This is a genomic window from Chryseobacterium sp. 2TAF14 (assembly GCF_052115105.1).
Classification (GTDB): domain Bacteria; phylum Bacteroidota; class Bacteroidia; order Flavobacteriales; family Weeksellaceae; genus Chryseobacterium.
Genome location: NZ_JBFRGA010000145.1, coordinates 1 through 18,163, shown reverse-complemented (window position 1 = coordinate 18,163; position 18,163 = coordinate 1). Strand labels below are relative to the sequence as shown.

Genomic DNA, 18,163 nt, shown 5'->3' with positions numbered 1-18,163 from the left:
GCCTATAATTCTATGGAGGATGAAGAGCCTACTTTAGACGAATTGTACGCAAAAAAAGATAATGATTTTAAATATCATCTGCAGCAGATTGCCAATGGAAACAGCTTCAATATGCATTACAATTATCTTTTGAAAACTTATCTGTGCAACAACGAAAATACAATTGTAAAAGTTACCGACAGCAAAGTCAATAATTTTTATCTGTATTGTGCAGGTCTTCAGTTTGATAAAAATACAGTAATACAATCTGTAAAGTTAAATTTTGATGATGGAATGACGTGTGTAACCAAAGTCGACATCAACCAAAGCAAATAAAAAATTGCCTTTCATCGGGCATCACACCAATTATAAAGAAAATTAAGATGAAAAATAAATTTCCTCTAGCGGCATATTATATAGGGTTTTCAGTTTTACTGACGAGCTGTCAGGTAAAATTGCCATCAAAAAAAACTCCTGAACCACAGCAATACGGGCAGGTAGATAATGCTTCTGTAATCAATGGTTTTCCAAAAAAATCAGCTCCGTGGATCGTTATTTCAGACCGGTCAAGAAATACGGCTTATCTGGATAAAAACGATGAAAAATCTTACAAAGAAGTAAAGTTTTTAGAACCTTTAATGGTTTTAAAACACAGAGACGGAATGGTGAAAGTAGCAGAATATATTCCTGATGCTTTAATGAAAAAAGTTTCGTCAAAATCAATAAAAACATACGGCTGGATTCCGGAATCTGATCTTTTGCTTTGGAGCAATTCTTTGAAAAGCGAAAAAACAGGTTATCCTGTAAGAGTAGCCGTTGTACCAAACAATCCGGACGTTATCAAAAGTGCAGAAAGGTATTATAAAAACGATTCGATCATGGTTTTCAATTCGCCAAGCCTTATTGAAGAAGCCAATGTGAAAATTCCGAACGGGCAAATGGTTTATGTTTACAAACAGGCAGAAAACAACAAGCGTTTTTTAGTAGGAAAGAAGCCCAGAATAGATATGGATAGCATCAGTACAGGTTTGTACGGTTGGGTGAGTTCTAATGTCATTTCATCTTGGGGCGAACGTTCTGCTGTGAAAATGAAAAACACAACAGGCATTAAAGAAAGTACTTTAGGAATTCACGAAGGTTCTCCGGGAGCGTCTGATACAGAAAACCGCACTGCTGTTTTGCTGACCGATGTTAATAAAAGACCGCCACTTGAAAACATTTTCCCTGTAACATTAGCTTTAAATGAAGAAGCAAAACCTGATCTGAAGACTAAATATTTTACCAATGTTTTAGACTATAGTAAAAATTTCATTTATAACGTTTTGGGTGAACCGATCTATTTCGACAGATACAGAGAGATCACAGAACGAAATAAAAGAGCAAATATCGTTTTTGTTTTAGATATAAGTGCTCCCAATGCGCCTTATGCACCGATTGTGAAATCGCTTTTGCAGGATTTGCAGCTAAGGTTTGAAAAACCGTCTTACTTTAATTCTGTAAAATACGGAGTGGTTTTATATAAAAATAATTCTTGTGGTGACAATGTAGCTTCATCAACTTTAAATAAAGATTACAATAAGATCACGGCGTTCATGAATGAAAAAATGAACGAAATGAATTGCCCGAGTAATGTAGGAAATCAGCCTTTGAATGAAGGTTTGATCGCAGCCGGAAATCTACTTTCAGAACTTCCCGATGAAACCAATATTGTGGTAACGATCGGTACTTCCGCCAACAGAAGCGGAAATATGTATGGAGTAATCAACTCTCTTACCCAAGCTCAGGCAAGATTGATAATGTTCCAGACAAGCGCAAGATCTTCAGATACTTATAATGATTTTGTGTTGATGGCTGAAAACATTGTTACCAATACGGCAAAAAATGTTGCTGAACTTAAAAAGCAAAAAATAATCAGCCAGAATGATGTTTTAACTAAAAATAATTTTAGTCTTGTAGAAGGAGATGCAGGATATTTCTCTTTAGATTTCCCGAAACAAAGCATGGCTCAGGGATTTGTTATTTTTCCTAAAAAAGGAGACATCACAGCTCCGGGTCATCTTAAAAAATCTTTAGACAGCCTGATTGCTCAGGTTACTTTAGATAATACTTCGATAGATAATTCTTTACACGATTATTTCCATTCTTCGGTAGGAGCCGGTAAAACTGAAGTTGATTTTAAATATAAATATCTGTATCCGGGATTGACCAATCCTGTTCCTTCAGGGATTGCGGCACAGCTTATCAATTACGGAAATCCGTTTTTAGCAAAAGGATATATTCCTAAAGAATTGATGGATTATAAACAGAATATGGAAAAAGGTATTTTGGTTTCTGAAAGTGAATATGATCAGCTGAAAGCTTTCTATAAAGAAGTTTACGAGAATACAGGTGCAGCCAGAACAGATTTTAAACAGGGAAGAGCGATAAGAGAATATGTGAAATTATTAGAAAAATATAATCCTACCTTGAAATCTTTAGATAAAAAAGAATTGTATAAGCAACCCATGTCTTACGCAGTGGGCATGAGTACAGGTTTTGATAATTCGGATGAAGAAAAAATGTCAAAATACATGCTTGCAGGCTGGAAAAAATCTGATATTATTACCAACGAAGAAGCAAGAACGTATTTTAAATATTATAAAGATCTTGCCGACAGAATGCTTACTTACAGAAATAATCCTGCAGTGAAAATTAAACAAAACGGACAGGAATTCTATTGGCTTAACGAGTATTTTATGCCAACAATGCTTCCTGTAGACGAGCCGGAATATACTCAACATTAATTAGTTATCACATAATAAAAAAAACGGAGAATTCATTTTCCGTTTTTTTATTTTAAAATAGTTTTTGTTATCTTTGAGTACCAAATATCACATGATGTCTACTCAATCATCATCTCATGATGGTAAACACTTCGTAGTTCAGAAAGGAACCTGCAAGTGTGACCAGGGAGATCAGTTTCCTAAGCATATCGTAAGTGCTCACAACAAACATTTCTGGAATGATTCCGCAGGAAATGCAGATTATTTAGCCGTTACAGAAGACGATCTTCAGTTTGATCCGTCAGGTCCGAGTTTTGGAAAATGTAAATTAAAACCAAGTTCGGGAGGCTATCTTCCGTGTGCATATGCTCCTGCCGGAAAATGGCAAAAAACTTACGAAAAAGTTTTGGTTATGGGTAAAAAATGTGTGACAGAAGTTTCGAAACTTCAATGTACGACAGGTGGGAAAATTACGATCAAAGATCACGGGCAGCGTGGTGAAATGAGTAAAAATAATGTGAAAAATGCTGATGCAAAAGTAATCAGGCATGCAAATCCTCTTCGTATACCGTTACGGAATGGTATCCTGCCACTCCGCAAAATCAGAGGAACCCGGCAAATGTTACCTGGGAATTATTTAAAAAAAGATCCAATGGAAGGTTTACTTCTACCAACATCAAAAAAACGGGTGTCGGAAATTTTACTTTCGGAGAAGTAGCGCAAAAGCATACTTACCGTTTAGAAGCATATCTTTTTGAACCAGAAGGAAGTGGTCCGTCAACCATTGAAATTAATCCTCAACCTGCAGCTGTTCCGAAAATCGAAAAAGTAGAGCTTCAGTATGTAGATGATACTCCGGGAAGCGTTTTCAGCTTTAGGGAAAAAATGAGAGCTCGTGCACAATGTGTAAATTTAAACGGAAAAAAATTAAAGTTTACTCTATGGGAAGACGATGAAACCGGAGAAGGGCACAATGCTAAAAATCTTTTAATTGAAACAAAAGAAGCAACTGTAGACAGTACAGGTGTTGCTACAGCCGAGTTTATGCTTACCCGAGCTTTGATGCAAAAAGCAATGCAGGGAGAAACAGATCCTAAACACCTCGAGTTTTATGTGACAGTAGAATATTTTTCGCACAATAAACACGCTACAGATAATTTAAATGTAGACAATCCTTTACATGTTTCTGCAGTAACTCCGCAAACCAGACCGCAACAACCTGCAAGTAATTCTCCTTCTCAGCCAACATCTGAGCCTCCCTCAAATAATGCACAACCCAGAGCTGAAAATTCTCCTGCAGCAGAAAAACCCGTATCAGAGATGGAAGAAAGGGGAGTTGCAGGTCAGAATGCAGATCCAAACGAAAAGTTGCACGATTATCAGGAAGCCAAGGGAACAATTGAGGCGGAACAGCCACCAACTCCGCAAGCTAATGAAGGAAAAACGGTAAGTATTGTAGAAGATTCATCAGTAGAAGAATTGATAGATGCCTATTTTGCTAAAAAAGAATACACGAAACAAACAGGCGAAGCTGCCGGAACTTTGGAATACAAATTTGGAAGCAACGGAAATAAAACGTCTACCGATGCGGAAAAAGAAAACATTGCAAAAATTATTTTAGGAAAACCAGCTGTAAAAGCATTGGCAAACAAAAAAGAATACACTACGCTGGAAGCTATTAAACAGGTTCTTACCAAAGGGGTTTACAATAAAGATGAAATCATTACGATCCAGACCTTTAAACTAGGAGCCGAATTCAAAAAAATAATTTCAGCACCTTTAGATACAAAATTATATTTGGTTGCAAAAACGGCAGGTTCAGGTTTAAATGACAAGCAGGCTACAATTATCATTAAAGAAAAAGACGGATTAATAAAAGGTTCTGCAGATGCTGTTTTACCAATTCTGGAAATTACGGAAGAACAGATGGATCAGGCAAATCCTACTACAGGAGAAGTTCCGGGAACTGAAAAGAGTGAGTTCACCAGTAAAATAGAAAACGGACTAGTGAAAATTCCTGTTCATCTGAGACCAAAATCTGATGATGACCTGAAAGAGTGGCGCGAAAAACTTAAAAAAGGAAAACAAGACGGTGAATACACTTATACTTTCAGTAATGTAAACGGAACTGCTATCACCGCAGAAAATAAGAAGAGTTTATCTGAAACAATCGCTAAAAATGCAAAGGAAGGAAAATTAGGCAATCCGAAAATTGAAGATGGTAAAGTTGCTTATGCAGAAGATATAGAAGCTGTTTTACAAATTAAAACCTACACAAGAGGCGAAACTATAAAGTTCCCTTTATATAAAAAAGAAAAAGAGCTGTTGTATCTGAACGTTAAAGCTCAAGGTGAAAAACAGCATGATAAAAATTTCTTAAAAGCGGATGGGGCATATTTTGTAGTTGGTGGAAACTGTTTCTGCAACAGAAATATCGAACAAACCGAATTTGAGGATATTCTAAAAAAGCTTCGGGAAAGCGAAAGAATGGCAAATACTACAGAATTATTTTTTGCTGATAATTGCAATCTGGATGATAAAACCGTAGCAGGTTTTGTCGATCAATTAAATACAACTTTAGATAAGTATAATATCAATACCTGTATTAGGAAAATACATTTTTTAGCTCAGATTTATCATGAAACTGACAGGCTGCAAACTACCAAAGAATATGGCGGAACAAAAAGATACAGCCCGTATGTCGGAAGAGGAATTATGCAGTTGACCCATGATTCGGGTTATGCAAGATATAAAGCATACTTAGGAACCGATGTTGTAACAGATTATGAAAAAGTAGCTGAAGAACTGGAACTCGCTGTAGATTCTGCAGGATGGTTCTGGAAACAGGGCAAAGAGCTGAGTCCCGGAACTTCTTGGACGGTACCACGTACAAAATTTAGTGAATTTGATGGTTCTACAGGAAAGCAATACGCTAAACAAGAATTTACTTACGAACTCAACGGAGTTTCAAGAAGATATGGAACAATTGATCTGAGTCTTTTGGCGGATGCTGATTATATTGATACAATTAGCTGGCTTGTAAATGGAGGTGATAATGGCAGAATGGAAAGAAGGGAATATTTAAGAAAAATAAAAGAAATTTTTCATTATCCCGAAGATTGTGAAAATGCCGGTACGTCAAATGGAGAAAACAGTAATGTCAATATTCATTTTAGCGGACAGTCGGCTCATGCAGATGCAGTTTCTGAATATACAAGAGGAATTTTACGAGAAGTGGGAGCAGCCACAGAAAATACCGATATTTATATTACAAGTACCGCCAGAACTCCAAACGATCAGGCCAGGATAATGTACGATAATGCAAGCAGAGATTTGCAAGAGCAAAGAAGAACCTATAGAGCTCCCGGTCAAGCGGTAATTGATGTTTTTGAACAAAATCAGACGCTGCCGAGAGATCAGGTTATTGGTCTTATGGAAGCAAGAATAAATGAATTAGGTCCGTCGAGTGTATCAAGACACTGTGCAGATCCAAATGTTACCAATGTATTTGACGTGTCGATCTCAAGACTTACAAATCCTAATGATTTTTTAACGGAAATCAGAGGCAGAACAGAAGTACAGACAGTTTTAAATGAAAATGGAGCATATCACATAGAAATTTCCCAATAATGAAATTAAATATTTTAAAAATTATTTTACTGTTAATGATTGATGGATTGCTAAAAAATAAATTGCAAAAAATAAATTCGGATTGCATTAATTTTAAAAACGAAAAATATACACTTAAAAAAAAGAATGAAAAACTAAGCTGGTATATTATTGATTATAAAAAAGGTGAAAAACCTAAAATAATCTCATTGGTTGATTTTTACCAGCAAATTTCTCAAAAAAATACTTTTGTAGACAAAGTTTCATCAAATAACATCATTGATAAATTAGATAAAAGCAGTACCCTAAATTCCTTTACATTCGATGTGAACGGCGACGGAAAAGAAGATAAGATTTTTAGCAATAAACCTAATATCGGAGATAGTTTGCTTGTTTTTTTTAATGTAAATAACGAATTCAGGTTAGTATTAGAAACCACAAATTTTTCTCAGGATGGAGGACATCAATTTTCTACGATCAAGAAAAACGGAAGAGGGTTTTCTATAAAAACAGATTTTCCGGATGGTACTAATGAATATCTTTACAATATAACGTGTAATGAAAACAAATTTATTTTAAATAAAGTTAGCCACTATCAGAAATCTTGGCAGAATAAAAGCAATCAGCAATGTAATTTTAATACCAACATCAATTTGGAAAGCCCAAAAGACGATATATGGAAAAGTTTGGTTAATTATGAAAATAAAGCGAATTGTTTTAATAAATAATTCAAACTAAAAATAATTTCAAGAAAGAATGAAAACCCATGATGATCCATTTTATACTTCCCGGAGACACGCTCGAAAATATTGCTGAGAAAATTGCACTCGAAAATCCTGTTTACCTTAAGGAATTTCACAATCAGCATTGTCAGAAAGAAGATTTTATAGCAGATCATCTCATTCCCGGAAAAAAATTGGTGCTGCCCGATTTTTTGAAGATAAAAGCATACAACGATAAAAATGATGCACCCTTCAAAAGCCTGGAATTAAACCCTCGGATTGGCTTTAATCCGTTTGGTTTTAATGAAAATTTTAAAGTAAATGTTAAAGAATCATCTCAGGTAGAAAGTAAAACTGCTGAAAATAAATTTTCTTACACCGCAACTTTAAAATGGGTAAAAAGTGAGTTTGATGAGCATCTTTTTCATTTTACCAAAGATCAGTTTTCTAATAAGAATGAAACAAAAATGGAAATTCTTGCCATTGAAAGCATGAAATCATTATACCCGATCGAAGTTTTTGTGAATACCAAAGGTGAAATCTTACGTTGCGGAATAACAAAACAAACTTTGAATAATTTCAATGAAATTAAGGCAAGGTTATTAGATTTTTTTCCGGATAAATATGCCGGAATTTATCTTCAGGAATTTGAATATGCGGTCGTGAATGCTGATGTTTTTGATCAAAAAATGAAGGAAGACTGGTTTCTGAAAACGTATTTTTCATCTTTCAGAAATCGTTTTGAAAACGGGAAATCTTTTTTTGAGCTGTATTTAGACCAGTTGGTTTTAAACATCGTACAAAAGGTAAAATTAAATGGTCATACAGAAGAAATTACATTAGAGCAAAAATCAAAAACCAAAGGAGAAGAGCATGATAACTTCATTGGAAATATTACGGTTTCTAAAAACAACGGAATGATAAAATCTTTGAATCTGACCTATTCCTACAAACAATTTTCACAGACATTTACAGAATTTTCGGTTGAAATGATTTAAAAAATCTGCCTGTCTAAAAATTCTGGTGAACTTTTTATTACACTAAAATTTATAATATTTCAATGTTTTATTTTAAAACAATGAATCTGAAAATATTTTTAACATTTTGTTAAACTAAAATAAATTTAAATTTAATATGAATGAATTTTTAATTGATATAAATCATAATTATTTATAAAACTACAATTAAAATAATTTCTATTTTTGCTTTAAATTTATTTAGAATGATTAAAAACAATATTCTTTTTGCTGGTCTCATTGCAGCTTCTATTTTTAGTTCGGGTTCTTTAAAAGCACAGTGTGCACCTGTATCAGAATTTTCGGAAAATTTCGATGCCCTATTTTGCTGCGACTTCGGAGTAGTGCCTCCTTGCTGGAACAGTTACTATACCAATGACGGTGGAAACCAGATCATTTCAAATACATCTCCGGCGTCAAGTCCGCGTAATGTTTATCAGATTGGCTATAATAAAGTTTCAATCGTTATTATGCCCACACTGACCAATATCAATGCAGGAACGCATCATTTCAAATTCAAGGCGAGAGTAAGTCCGGGATCAACTCCGGGATTCTTAGAATTTGGATATATGACCGACGCTGCAAATCCAGCATCGTTTGTAGTTTTGCAACCGATTACAATTGCAAACGGAACCTATGATAACACTTCTGAAAGAATTTTTGAAGTTCCTACAACCGTTCCTGCCAATGCAAGATTGGCAATCAGGAATCCGGGAACAACCTGGGTTGGGCATTATTGGGATGATGCAGTCTGGGAGCCGAAGACAGCTTTGTCAACCAATGATTTAAAATTGAATGATTTTAAAATATATCCGAATCCGTTTACTGATTTCATTACTCTTTCTGAGACAAAAGAAGTTCAGCAATTAAAGATCACCGATGTTTCCGGAAGATTAATAAAAATAATAGAAAAACCATCTTCAAAAATAAACCTGAGCGAATTGAAAGCAGGGATTTATTTTATGACAATCGATTTTAAAGACGGCAAATCGCAAACCATCAAAACCATCAAAGAATAATTATTTTTAACAACTTATTTTAACGTGTAATCAAAAAAAGTCAACACAGATTTTGTGTTGACTTTTCATATAATTTAAATTAAAATTTTATTTCTTCATTCCCGGAGGATAATTTGCCATTATTTCTGCTAAAATCTGAGGAATTTGCTTTTGCTTGGCTTTTGGTCGGTCTACAGAAATTCCGCTTCCGATTCCCTGCCAAACTAATTTCTGGCTTCTTGCATCCACAAGATCAATGATAAGAGCACCTTCGTTATAATTGGTGGTCCACGTTCTGTTCATTCCGATTCCCCAACCGAAACCGCCTCCCCATCCCCACATTCCGTAAGGATTGGTGTTATTGATGTCTGTAATTTTTTTGTGATTAGCTTTTACGTTTACAATCAAATCAGGGTTTTCACCGGCTTGAAGACCTTTCATTTGTAGTTGTTTAGACAGCTCGTTCAAAATCCTGTCTTTATCAATATCATTCAGTTTCAGATCGTCGATTCTGATTTTATACGTTTTGTAAGATGTAAAATTAGCAGTTTGGGCATAATCTGAACGTACCTTAAATGGACTGCAAGATGACAAACCTAAACTTGCCGCAAGCAAAATAAAAATATATTTCTTCATTTTATTTATTTTTTTTATTGGTTTTTATAAATGTGTCTGTCTTTTTATCATATCCGTACGGACAGTGTCTGCAGCCGCTTTTACAGCAATGTCCACGTTTAAGATGGAATTTTTCGGTAAAAACTTTGTAACCCTGTTCGTTATAGTAAAAGTCTTCACCCTCTTTGATTTCAAAAAGAGCCATAAGTTAAATCAAAACTTTTATATTTGTTATTATGATAATTGTATGCCAAAGGCTCCTCAAAAATACAAAAATAAACGGCATTACACTCTTTCCTTTTATTTTCATTAAAAATCCTGAAGATAAGAAGAATAGAGTCTTGATTAATCATGAAAAAATTCATATCAGACAGCAATTAGAATTATTAATTATCTTCTTTTACATCATGTATATTGCTGAATATTATTATCATTTTTTTAGGTTAAAAAATGCGCATTTAGCATATCACGCAATCTCTTTTGAAAGGGAAGCTTACGCAATGGAACACGATTTAAATTATCTTAAAAAAAGAAAATTCTGGGCATTCAGAAAATATTTATAATTAAAATCAAGGATCAAGGATCAAGGATCAAGGATCAAGAGCGAGATTAAATGAACGTCTCAAAATTCCCCTCCTTTGGAGGGGTGGATTAATTTTCAGAGAAAATTAAGACGGGGTGGTTAAAAAATAAAACTTCCAGTGCTGCTCAATTATAACTCAAAATCAAAAACCTTATTTTTGTACAACTGATTATTGTTAAATGCTTTTAAAAACTCCTTCAGAGCCAATTCCTATCCAGGAAATTCCCGTTCAGAAAAACATAAGACTCTTCATCAAAAGAGAAGATTTGATACATCCTCAAGTCTCAGGAAATAAATACTGGAAACTTTTTTTCAATATCAACAATTATTTAGAAACTCTTCCGAAAAATCCTTTAATCATCACATTTGGCGGAGCGTTTTCAAATCATATTTCTGCCGTTTCCGCGACAGGTAAACTTGCCAATGTTAAAACTTTAGGAATCATTCGTGGTGAAGAATTAGAAAAAAAATGGACTCATAATCCAACATTGGTTTTTGCTAAAAGAAACGGGATGAATTTAAAATTCGTTACCCGTGAAGAATACCGTCACAAAGATAAACTGACCGAATTTTTAAAGCAAGAATTTCCTGGAATAGAAGGCGCCAATTTGCTTTTAGAAAAACAAAACAGAAATTTAATTCTATAAAATAAATTGAAAAAATGAAACACTTAATACAAAATCTGATGTCAGAATCTGATTATTTGGGTGCTACATTTTTCTTTTAAAACAAAAAAATATAAGATGAAAAGACTTTTCTTACTAATTAGCCTTTTAGTTTTATCAAAATTCTCAGCTCAGACCTGGGCAACGGAAGATCAGTACATCCAGAAATTTGCCCAATATGCCGTTGAAGAAATGGAAAAATACAAAATTCCGGCTTCAATTACACTTGCACAAGGACTTTTGGAAACAGGTGGCGGACAAAGCCGATTAGCCTTGGAAGGGAAAAATCATTTCGGTATAAAATGCAAAGAAGACTGGACCGGAAAAACGATGAAGCACACCGATGATGCTCCGAATGAATGTTTTCGTGTATATGATGACCCGAAACAATCTTACGAAGATCATTCAATATTTTTGGCAACGAGAAAATACTACACCAAACTTTTTGATCTTGACATGAAAGATTATAAAGCTTGGGCACATGGTTTGAAAAAAGCAGGTTATGCAACAAACCCTCGTTACGCATCAATTCTGATCGGGAAAATTGAGAAATATAAATTGTATGAATTTGATGAGGTAAATTCTAAGGAAGTTCTCTACGCAGTATTAAAAAAATATCCGGGATTGCAGGAAGACAGACAGTTTATGGCACAATTGGAACCTGCTAAAGAAAAAAAGAAAACCATTGCTCCGGTTCCGAAAACTCAAGCTCAGCCTAAAGTCTATGCTTTAGCTCCTGAAAAAAAGGCAAAAGTAAAAACAAAAGCAGAAATTTTAAACTCAATTTTAATTAAAAGCCATCCAAACGGAGGTTTAAAGTATATTGTAATTCCTGAAGATACGGATGTGCAGTTTATTGCTAAAAAATTCAAAATCAGCGAAAGCAAACTTATTAAATGGAATGAGCTTGAAGGAAATGTACTGGCAAAAAATGAAATTGTTTTCTTAGAATCTAAAAACTCTGACGGAAATACACCTACTTATAAAGTGGAATACGGGGAAGATATGCATGATGTCGCCCAAAAATTCGGAATTAAACTCAATAAATTGTACGCAAAAAACAGAATGGATGAAGGCCAGAAACCTGCTTCCGGACAGCTGATTTATTTGATTGATAAAAAACCCAGAAACTAAAATTGGTTGTTGGGTTTTGGTTGATAGTTGTTGGTTTTTAAAACTGACAAAATTCTATCAACGATCAACCAACAACTGTCAACTAACAAAATGAAATACCAAAGAAGTTCGGCTTTATTTGATGAAGCTTACAAATACATTCCCGGCGGAGTAAATTCTCCGGTTCGTGCCTTTAAATCGGTGGGCGGAGTTCCCGTTTTTATGAAGTCGGCAAAAGGCGCCTATCTTACCGATGCCGATGATAATACCTATGTAGATTACATCAATTCTTGGGGACCTGCAATTTTGGGTCACACCCATCCTGAAGTTTTAGAAGAATTAAAAATTCAGGCAGAGAAAGGTTTCTCTTTCGGTGCACCAACCGAATTGGAAACTGAAATCGCAAAATTCATCACAGAAAATGTTCCGAATATCGACCAGATCAGAATGGTTTCTTCAGGAACGGAAGCTTGTATGAGCGCCATCAGATTGGCAAGAGGTTTTACGGGAAGAGATAAATTCATAAAATTTGAAGGTTGCTATCACGGTCATTCAGATTCATTTTTAATTAAAGCGGGAAGCGGTGCTGCAACTTTTGGTAATCCAAATTCTCCTGGAGTAACTCAAGGGACAGCAAAAGATACTTTATTGGCAAGATATAACGATTTCGAGCAGGTTCAGGATTTGTTCAGACATAATCATGGCGAAATTGCAGCCGTAATTATCGAGCCGGTTGCAGGAAATATGGGTTGTGTACTTCCTGAAAATGATTTTCTGCAAAATTTAAGAAGAATCTGTGACGAAAACGGAGCTTTACTGATTTTTGATGAGGTAATGACCGGTTTCAGATTGGCTTTTGGCGGAGCTCAGGAATTGTTTAATGTAAAAGCAGATTTGGTAACATACGGAAAAGTAATCGGAGGCGGGCTTCCGGTTGGTGCTTTTGCCGGAAGAAACGAAATCATGGATCATCTTGCTCCGAAAGGCGGTGTTTACCAGGCCGGAACTTTAAGCGGAAATCCTTTGGCAATGAGAGCCGGTTTAAAAACTTTGCAGATCATTAAAAACGATCCCGAATTTTTCAACAGATTGGCAAAAACCACAGAAACTTTAGATTTTGAAATCGGGAAAATTTTAAGCGAAAAAGGTATTGAACACAGAATCAACAGAAAAGGTTCGATGATGTCGGTTTTCTTCCATATTAATGCGGTATCTAATTTTGATGAGGCACAAAATGCTAATTATGCATTGTTTAATAATTTCTTTCACCAGATGTTAACCAACGGAATTTATCTTCCGCCAAGTGGTTATGAAACATATTTCATCAGTGATGCTATCAAAGACAGGGAAATTGATATGACTCTGGAAGCGGTAAGAAAGTTTCAGTATTCTTAAATATCAGATTTTATAAAAATTAAATCCTCTCTCATATTTTGAAAGAGGATTTCTTTTTATTGTTTTTATTTTATGCGCACTCAATTCCACATTCTGCTGAACAGAGTAAAACACCTGTTGTAGTTGGTTTATCGTAACATCCTTTTGTTCGATGGCATTTTGTTACGCATTGAGTAGTAGTATCTCCAACGCTAAATTCAGCTTTTTCTGGTCCTGAAAAAATTTCTTTAAGATTTTTAACTGTAGAATCTGAAATTTTTTTATCACTTTCGTTTGCGTAATAGGTTGCTATAAGGTTTTCATTTTTATCCAATACCATTTTAAAATAAAAACCCTGCCCCAATGAATTCTCTTTATAAATTACATAAAAAGAATCACCAACAGCTTCAGATTTCTTAGTAAGAATATTAAATTTTTTATTTTTTGGTTCTTCATTTTTTCTAAAAGAACTGAAATATTCTTTGTCGTTTCTTGTTGAATAATTATTGTTTGCTTTAATTGTAACAAAGGCAAATAATAAAAGAGTGAATGTTATTAAAAAATTATTTTTCATAATGTTTGTTTTAAAGTTCAATTTTATTTTCTTTCTTGTATTCTTCGATCATTTTTTTTTGTGTTTCATCAAGAAGTTTTCTCATATCGACAGTATTGCCATTCGCATCTTTCTTTTCATAAATCTGATGAGCATGCATCATTTCAATAATCCTTCTCATAGGAGCTTCAGCGTGACTTTTTCTCATTTCGATGAATTTTGATCTGGATGTTTCAACATATTTGCCTTTTGCAATACGATCGTCAATAGATATTCTTTTTTGTTTTGAGATACCTGTTGCCAAAAAATGATGGTCGTATTTTTTATCAAATATTTCGAGTATTAAACCGGGCAATCCAAAGAATTTATATGGTCCGTCCTGAACAGGAATTTGTGGAGTGAAATATGCTACATAGTCTCTTCCTGCATAAGTTGTATTAGCTAAATATACTTTATATCCTAATATTTCCTTACTTTCTGTACTTATTTTCCATTTAAAATCAGGCTTTTCGCTATATTTAAATTCATTCTCAGAAAATTCATCGGAGTAATAAATTACTTCTTTTGCCGGAATATTTTTTTGAATATAGCAATTCAGTAAATCTGCAGGTAAAGCTTTAAAATTAATTTTCTTACCGAGTTTCTCGTCTGAAGCCATAATTGAGTCAGCTAAATATGGTGCTTCACTGAAAAATGTAGAATGACCTTCATCAACATTTAAGAATGTGTTCTGTGAAATGATTTTCGTGCTGTCTTTCATAATGTGCTTAGAATATTTGTATTGCACAACAAATGATTGTGAATATAAAGTACATGATGCACATAAAAAAAATATAAAAAAAATGATAGTATTTTTCATCTTATGCACCACTACATTCTAAAGCGCAATCTAAAGTACATAATGCAGTTCCTGCTTCTGTAGGTTTATTATAACAATCCCATTTTGCGGTACAGTTAGAAAAACAGCCTCCAAGGCTAAGTACAGGTTTTTGTGGACCTCCTTTTGCTGAAATAATTTTTAACAAATTTGCTTTTATTTTTTCTTTGTTAATAGATATTACTTTTTCTAAACTTCTATCATTACCTAAAACCTCGATAGATAAAGAAGAAATTTTACCTAAGAAACTTTCGCCTACAGAAACTTTTAAATCATAGATTTTGTTGTTATATTTTTTTTGAATAATAACCGTATTGACTTTAAGTTCTTTTAAGTCATTTTTGTAAATTGAAATGTTATCATTACAATAATGGAAACTGAAAACTAGCATAGCTAGAAATAAAAAAAATTGCTTTTTYATGATAATTGAAATTTGTGATTAAAAAATTTAATGAAATACTTTTTTAATGCTTATGCTGAATTACGTACTCCAGATAACATTAATTTTCATCAACGTTGATATTTCAAATATCAGAAATATTTTACAGCCGTAAGATAAAATCATTTGTTTATTTTTTGCAATTATTTTGCATAATTTGCGCAAAATTTCGGACATTTGTACAAAGCACTTCAAATGGTATATGAAAAATTAAGAAGTATTAGAAAACAAAAAGGCATGTCACAAGAAAAAATGGCAAAGATATTATCAACAGATACATCAAACTACTCCCGAAAAGAACGTGGAGAAACGAAGATATTTGATGATGAATGGAAAAAAATTGCTGATGCTTTAGAAGTTCCTATAGATGAGTTGAAAGAAAATTCACATAACTTAATCAGAAATGAAAATTCAACGTTTAATGATAATTCGGGGAATTACAATAAATACTATTCATTTTCTGAGCATTTGAATGACTATATAAATTTATTGAAAGAACAGAATGAAATTCTTAAGGAAGAAAATTTAAAATTAAAGAAAGAACTTGAGACTATAAGAAAATAAATATAACAATTAAAAAAAGGATGAGGTTTTGAGCTTCATCTTTTTTGTTTTATTAAACACGAATTTCACAAATTTTTTACACGAATAAGCACAATCATCTGAGAAAATCTGTGCAATCTGTGGGAGAAATAATAATAAAAAGAATACAACAATACGAGATAATGCCTTCCCAAGTGTAAATCATGAAACAAAAAAATCCCCAGAAAATATTCTAAGGATTTTGATTTTAAGTTTAATTATTGTAATCCGGACCAGCCAACTGCCCAGGATGGCGTTAAAATTCCGTTTCCGGCTCCGGTTGCATCAGGTTTTTTGGTATAAGTAGTATCTATTATAGCCACCGTTGCTCCTGCAGAAGATTTTAAAGAAACTTCTGTGGTTGTATCTTTAAACAAAACATTGGTTATTCTTTTTTTGCCGTTAAAACGGGTGACTGTAGAGTCGCTTTCAATATCGATTCCTATAGACCAATCAGAAAGCACCACATTATCTAAAGTGGCAAATGTTCCCTGTTTTAGTTTTATTCCGTTTGATTCGCCTGAAGTTCCGCCAATAAATGTAACGTTTTTAATGGTCGGGTTAGATCTTGGTGAAGCATTGTCGTTTCCGGCATTATTAATTCCAATAATCCCTGTATTTCCCGTGCCGTCTGCTTTTCTTTTGGTAAAAATATTGGTGGCGTTACCAATCCATCCGTCTTTATAACTGAATGCATGATTGGCATTTCCGATTGAAACAATATTTGAAACATTGACCGTTCCACCGTAAATTTCAATACCATCGTCTGCATTGTTTAAAAGCGCTACACTTTCTACTCTCGTTTCGTTACCAACCCCGAAAAGCGAAAGCCCGTTGAATTTTTTACCGTCAAATTCGGCTCCTGCATATTCAATTCTTACATAATTTAAAGAACCTGAGTTATCGGTTGTTTCAGTTCCTCCGTAAGTTAAATTTCCTATTTCTGATGAGCCGGTATTTCCTGTATTGATAGGAGCTTTACCGCAGATGACAATGCCGCCCCAGTTTCCGGCTTCGGTTGTTTCTGAGGTAAATAAAACGGGTGAACCCGGTGTGCCGTTGACATAGATTTTTCCGCCCTGCTCTACGAGAATGTAAGATGAAGCTCCTGCTGTAGCTGTGATTTTTGTTCCGGCAGGAATAGAAAGAGTGCCGCCGTTTTTTACCGTAACAATTCCGTTGAGTTTGTATAATTTCATCGGATCTAATGTTACAATCTGTCCGTTGGTAACATCACCTTTGAAATTATTGGGATCCTGAGCGATTCCTACAACTTCAATAGCAGAAGTTATATCTTCATCTTTATCGCAAGAGTGAATGATAAACGATGAACCGATAATAAAAGCCGCAATGATTATTTTTAAATGATTTTTCTTCATATTTTCTCAGGTTAATACTCTTTCAACGATATTTTTATCAATCTATTTTGAATGAGAATACCAAATTACCATTTTTCTGTCTATTATCCCAATTCAAACGATGATGAATTGATTTTTTTGACTTGAATTATATTTGATAACTTTTTTTAACGCAAAGTTTTAACAGCAACTTTAAATGTGAAATAAAAACACCACGCCCGGAACATAATTCCGGGCGTGGTTTTCAATTTGATATGAAGAAACTAATTACTTGTTTGTTTAGTTCATTGCATCTGTAGTGTCGAATGACGTTAAACCAGTCCAACCTTTTGCCCAGTCTGGCAAAGCTGTAACGTTTCCAGCTCCGTTTGCAGTTGTACTTGTTGTAAATACACCAGATAAATCCGGACCTGTAGTTGCAGGAGCAACTGCTTTAGATTTCCAAGGTGTTGCAACACCTACAAATCTTACATTTTTAATATAAGAAGCACTTGTAAACCAGTTGTAAGTTCTTGGCGTTTCAAAATCTAAACCTGTAGAGAAATTAGCAATAACGATGTTATCGAATTTACCGTTAGATCCAGCTCTGATTTTCATACCTTGAGACTCAGAACCTGCGCTGTTACCAATGAAAGTAGCGTTGTTGATTGTTGGATTTGATACTCCGTTTCCGAAAGTTGTATTTTCGTCAGTATCCTGAGTATCTGCTTCAATACCTCTGTTTCCTGGTTCTGCAGCAACCTGATATTGTTTTTTTCTTGCAGCATAGATATATTCTGCAGTTCCTTGCCAACCTTCTGTCCAGTCAATACTGTCATCACCAACACCTAAAACCAATAAGTGATCTGCATTTACGTTTCCACCAAAGAATTCGATACCGTCATCAGCTCCGTCAGCTACGTAGATGTAAGATACTAC

17 protein-coding genes and 2 pseudogenes are annotated in these 18,163 nt (G+C 34.3%); 12 read left to right on the top strand and 7 right to left on the bottom strand.

All coding sequences use genetic code 11. From position 1 onward, the window contains the following. The 7 genes and pseudogenes from AB4Y90_RS13480 to AB4Y90_RS13450 form a co-directional block, all read left to right on the top strand. A pseudogene (locus AB4Y90_RS13480) lies at positions 1-315 on the top strand (PKD domain-containing protein); the annotation flags it as partial. 47 nt (positions 316-362) lie between these two features. Beyond that, positions 363-2,762, top strand: coding sequence for a type VI secretion system protein TssR domain-containing protein (gene tssR / locus AB4Y90_RS13475; protein WP_441558078.1), 2,400 nt, complete (start codon positions 363-365; stop codon positions 2,760-2,762). A 73-nt stretch (positions 2,763-2,835) separates the two neighbouring features. Continuing rightward, entirely contained in the window at positions 2,836-3,459 is a 624-nt protein-coding gene (locus tag AB4Y90_RS13470) for a DUF4280 domain-containing protein (protein WP_441558077.1), read from the top strand. A 167-nt stretch (positions 3,460-3,626) separates the two neighbouring features. Beyond that, positions 3,627-6,371 carry a hypothetical protein gene (locus tag AB4Y90_RS13465; RefSeq protein ID WP_441558076.1) on the top strand — a complete coding sequence of 915 codons (2,745 nt, stop codon included), beginning with the start codon at positions 3,627-3,629 and terminating at the stop codon, positions 6,369-6,371. Next, a complete protein-coding gene (locus AB4Y90_RS13460; RefSeq protein ID WP_441558075.1) occupies positions 6,371-7,078 on the top strand; it encodes a hypothetical protein in 708 nt (235 codons plus the stop codon). Before AB4Y90_RS13465 ends, AB4Y90_RS13460 begins: the two co-directional genes overlap by 1 nt. 38 nt (positions 7,079-7,116) lie before the next feature. Next, on the top strand, positions 7,117-8,070 hold the full coding sequence (locus AB4Y90_RS13455; protein WP_441558074.1) for a hypothetical protein: 954 nt from the start codon (positions 7,117-7,119) through the stop codon (positions 8,068-8,070). A 224-nt stretch (positions 8,071-8,294) separates the two neighbouring features. Continuing rightward, positions 8,295-9,107: a T9SS type A sorting domain-containing protein gene (locus AB4Y90_RS13450; RefSeq protein ID WP_441558073.1), complete on the top strand. Its 813-nt coding sequence runs from the start codon at positions 8,295-8,297 to the stop codon at positions 9,105-9,107. Positions 9,108-9,194: 87 nt separating this feature from the next. Here the strand turns inward: AB4Y90_RS13450 and AB4Y90_RS13445 are convergent, their stop codons facing one another. Both AB4Y90_RS13445 and AB4Y90_RS13440 read right to left on the bottom strand, forming a co-directional pair. Next, entirely contained in the window at positions 9,195-9,722 is a 528-nt protein-coding gene (locus AB4Y90_RS13445; RefSeq protein WP_441558072.1) for a DUF4136 domain-containing protein, read from the bottom strand. 1 nt (position 9,723) lies between these two features. Next, positions 9,724-9,906 carry a DUF5522 domain-containing protein gene (locus AB4Y90_RS13440; protein ID WP_047480711.1) on the bottom strand — a complete coding sequence of 61 codons (183 nt, stop codon included), beginning with the start codon at positions 9,904-9,906 and terminating at the stop codon, positions 9,724-9,726. 31 nt (positions 9,907-9,937) lie between these two features. On the opposite strand from AB4Y90_RS13440, the gene AB4Y90_RS13435 reads away from it, so the two are divergent. From AB4Y90_RS13435 to hemL, 4 genes are all read left to right on the top strand, one after another. Further along, positions 9,938-10,264: a hypothetical protein gene (locus tag AB4Y90_RS13435; protein WP_441558071.1), complete on the top strand. Its 327-nt coding sequence runs from the start codon at positions 9,938-9,940 to the stop codon at positions 10,262-10,264. A 199-nt stretch (positions 10,265-10,463) separates the two neighbouring features. Then, the gene (locus tag AB4Y90_RS13430) at positions 10,464-10,931 is read left to right on the top strand and encodes a hypothetical protein (RefSeq protein ID WP_441558070.1); all 468 of its coding nucleotides are present in this window, start codon (positions 10,464-10,466) and stop codon (positions 10,929-10,931) included. Positions 10,932-11,027: 96 nt separating this feature from the next. Beyond that, entirely contained in the window at positions 11,028-12,083 is a 1,056-nt protein-coding gene (locus AB4Y90_RS13425; RefSeq protein WP_441558069.1) for a glucosaminidase domain-containing protein, read from the top strand. Between the two features lie 90 nt (positions 12,084-12,173). Next, a complete protein-coding gene (hemL, locus tag AB4Y90_RS13420) occupies positions 12,174-13,457 on the top strand; it encodes a glutamate-1-semialdehyde 2,1-aminomutase (protein WP_441558068.1) in 1,284 nt (427 codons plus the stop codon). Positions 13,458-13,527: 70 nt separating this feature from the next. Here hemL and AB4Y90_RS13415 read toward each other — a convergent pair whose 3' ends face one another. From AB4Y90_RS13415 to AB4Y90_RS13405, 3 genes are read right to left on the bottom strand one after another with little or no spacing between them, the layout of a single operon-like run. Further along, positions 13,528-14,010, bottom strand: a complete 483-nt coding sequence (locus tag AB4Y90_RS13415; RefSeq protein WP_441558067.1) for a hypothetical protein — start codon at positions 14,008-14,010, stop codon at positions 13,528-13,530. A gap of 10 nt (positions 14,011-14,020) precedes the next feature. Beyond that, entirely contained in the window at positions 14,021-14,848 is an 828-nt protein-coding gene (locus tag AB4Y90_RS13410) for a GLPGLI family protein (protein ID WP_441558066.1), read from the bottom strand. A 1-nt stretch (position 14,849) separates the two neighbouring features. Further along, positions 14,850-15,257 carry a hypothetical protein gene (locus AB4Y90_RS13405; RefSeq protein ID WP_441558065.1) on the bottom strand — a complete coding sequence of 136 codons (408 nt, stop codon included), beginning with the start codon at positions 15,255-15,257 and terminating at the stop codon, positions 14,850-14,852. Between the two features lie 225 nt (positions 15,258-15,482). Here AB4Y90_RS13405 and AB4Y90_RS13400 point away from each other — a divergent pair, with 225 nt between their 5' ends. Continuing rightward, positions 15,483-15,869 carry a helix-turn-helix domain-containing protein gene (locus AB4Y90_RS13400; protein ID WP_441558064.1) on the top strand — a complete coding sequence of 129 codons (387 nt, stop codon included), beginning with the start codon at positions 15,483-15,485 and terminating at the stop codon, positions 15,867-15,869. Between the two features lie 236 nt (positions 15,870-16,105). On the opposite strand, the gene AB4Y90_RS13395 is transcribed toward AB4Y90_RS13400, so the two are convergent. Both AB4Y90_RS13395 and AB4Y90_RS13390 read right to left on the bottom strand, forming a co-directional pair. Continuing rightward, entirely contained in the window at positions 16,106-17,266 is a 1,161-nt protein-coding gene (locus tag AB4Y90_RS13395; RefSeq protein WP_441558063.1) for a hypothetical protein, read from the bottom strand. A 258-nt stretch (positions 17,267-17,524) separates the two neighbouring features. Further along, a pseudogene (locus tag AB4Y90_RS13390) lies at positions 17,525-18,163 on the bottom strand (hypothetical protein); the annotation flags it as partial.